The 2,494-nt window shown below is 34.8% G+C and carries 3 protein-coding genes; all 3 read left to right on the top strand.

What is annotated here, in order from left to right; all coding sequences use genetic code 11:
* Positions 1–372, top strand: a 372-nt coding sequence (locus tag O9332_RS20755) for a phospholipase effector Tle1 domain-containing protein (protein WP_288027204.1), incomplete at its 5' end; no start/stop codon positions are given.
* A 51-nt stretch (positions 373–423) separates the two neighbouring features.
* The gene (locus tag O9332_RS20760) at positions 424–927 is read left to right on the top strand and encodes a hypothetical protein (RefSeq protein WP_147068850.1); all 504 of its coding nucleotides are present in this window, start codon (positions 424–426) and stop codon (positions 925–927) included.
* Between the two features lie 111 nt (positions 928–1,038).
* Positions 1,039–2,494: GUN4 domain-containing protein (locus O9332_RS20765; protein ID WP_288027206.1), on the top strand; the 1,456-nt coding region annotated here is incomplete at its 3' end.

Genomic DNA, 2,494 nt, shown 5'->3' on the forward strand with positions numbered 1-2,494 from the left:
CAAGTTGTCAAAGAAGTTTTATTTGTGGGTGAACATACCTGTCTAGGTGGTGGCAAAAAAGAATATCAAGGAATTTCCGATTACCCGTTACAATGGATGATTAATCAAGCCAAAAAATTGGGATTAGAGTTTGACTCAACCACCTCTGAATCTGAGGAATTCCAAATTAAACTAGACCCGACCATCAAGTTTGATAATACTGTTAAAGGATTGTCGTCCTTAGGAGGTGAGCAATGGCGATATTTCAATACAAAAGTTGTCACTGTTCATCACAGTGTGGTAAAACGATTAAAGGCTTTTTCAGATTATCGTCCCAAAAGTCTTGAACCTTTTCTTCAAGCTTTACTTGACGACGATCAACAGACAGATTAACCTTGCTTTAGAATTAAACTAATCCTTCGCTAGAAATTTGAGGTGATTTTTATGGAACTCGATAACATTATCAAAAAAGTGGCAGGTACTTATTTAGCTTCGGCTATTATTGCTGTCATCGTGCTAATTCTGACCCTCGGACAACCCTTTGTAGTTTTTCTGGGTATTGGAGCGATGGGGTTGGTTACTGTGCTAGGAGATGCGATTGCTCAGTACGGAATTGAAGCGGTTCTGAATGCTTTTTACACTGAGCGAAGTAAAAAAGAATCCCTGGAAACACTTTTGGCTGAAATTGATGCTTTACCTCTGACTGATGACCTGAAATTAAAAACCAAAAAACACTTGACTGACCATCAAGAACAGACAGTAAAGCAGCAAGAAACGGTAACTGAGCCAACTCCTGAAAGTCCTCAAACAGTTGTTATTGAAAATGAACCAGTTATTGAAAATGAACCAGTTATTGAAAATGAACCAGTTATTGAAAATGAACCGGTTGTTGAAAATGAACCAGTTGTTGAAAATGAACCAGTTGTTGTTGAAGTTGAAAATGTTTAATTAGGTGTTGCTCCCTCTTGCAATAGCTGGGGGCAGCGGATGATTATTGCTAAGTATTGAGGAATTTTTTGGTCTAAGATAGCTATGCTAAATAGGAACTCTCAACATCTGATGACCTATAAAAAAATTGCCATTTATGAGCAAAGCTATCAACTTCCTGTTTTTAAAAATAGATACTTAAAAAATTTTCAGAAAATCATCAAAGAACGTCGGAAATTAATTCAAGAAGGAGTTCGCTACCATTACTATTTTGGTAAGATTATTAAACGAAAAGAAAAAATTACTCAACAAGAAATCTTGATTGAGACTCAGTTATTAATTAAAGACTATAATTTATTAATTAATGGACTAGAAATCTATCAAGACGGATATTATCGTTTTTTACTCCAACTCAGTGACAATCTCAAAATTTTATTTTCCCAAAAATATCAAGAATTGAAAATCTTAGACTACGAGAGAATAAAGTTAGAAATTAAAAATAATAATAATCAAAATATTCTCAATCAACTCAAGCTGGAAAAACAGGAAAATTTTCGGGCAATTTTGCTACTGGGAAAAACATCTTTTTTGATGTTGAGAAAAACTAAATTACTAGGGGAAGGAGTTCAGAAATTAGCCGAGGATACTCAAAAGCAGAAAAAAATTGTGCAAGCAATTATTCAAGAACTCAAAATTTATGAGGAATTAAATCATTATCAACTCAAATCTCAACGAGTTCGCCAAGAAATTGCGGATCTTGCCCAAAATGCGATTAATTTTGAAAACTACTTACAGGACTATTTTGCTCCTTTTCAATTATTAATAGAAGAAGTGATTAAGGTGGATGAAGAATTTTATGCAACAGTTGGAGAAATTAAGTATTTGGTAGATAATATTTTTCCACCTCAGCCTGCTCTCTTAGAAACGTCAGATTCAGCCATAAATTCTGAGTTTTTGCTAAATTTTCTGGCGACTGGTTACGAGAAAGAAGCAAGGTTAAAAGAGGCTTTTTCCTCTGATCAATTTAATGATTACTTATTCAATGAAAGTGAATGGTCAGAACAATTTATTTCCCTAGAAAAAACCATCAATAAATTATCTGATCATTTAGCAGAACAAGAGGCTTGTCAAAAAGACACTATCCCCAAAACTCCCCTAGCAATAGTTGTCTCTCAATTCACTCAAAACAATATTCACAAATCTTCTACTTCTAAAAATCCCCAGACTTCCCCAAATATCTTAACTCAAGAATCGGCTGATATTGATTATAATCAATTACAAGATTTGCTAAGAAAGCAACAGTGGCAAGCGGCTGATCGCCAAACAACCAAGCTACTATTGAAAATCTTGCGTAAGACCTACTGGAATGAGGTTTATCCTCAAGATATTGCTCAATTACCTTGTTCGGATCTGAAAAAAATTGATCAACTTTGGCTTCATTATAGTAATGGTCATTTCGGTTTTAGTATTCAGCAAGCCATTTTCTCTAGTCTCGGTGGTTTAGTGGATTATGAAACCCAAAAGAAACTTGGCGATCGCCTAGGTTGGCGGAAGGAAGGTCAATGGCTCAATTATGAGCAACTAAACT

It is taken from the genome of Microcystis sp. LE19-10.1B (assembly GCF_027530565.1).
GTDB classification, from domain to species: domain Bacteria; phylum Cyanobacteriota; class Cyanobacteriia; order Cyanobacteriales; family Microcystaceae; genus Microcystis; species Microcystis aeruginosa.

What these genes read in the sequence shown, in the direction of transcription:
- O9332_RS20760 (WP_147068850.1), top strand. Translation starts at nt 424, where the DNA reads ATGGAACTCGATAACATTATCAAAAAAGTGGCAGGTACTTATTTAGCT.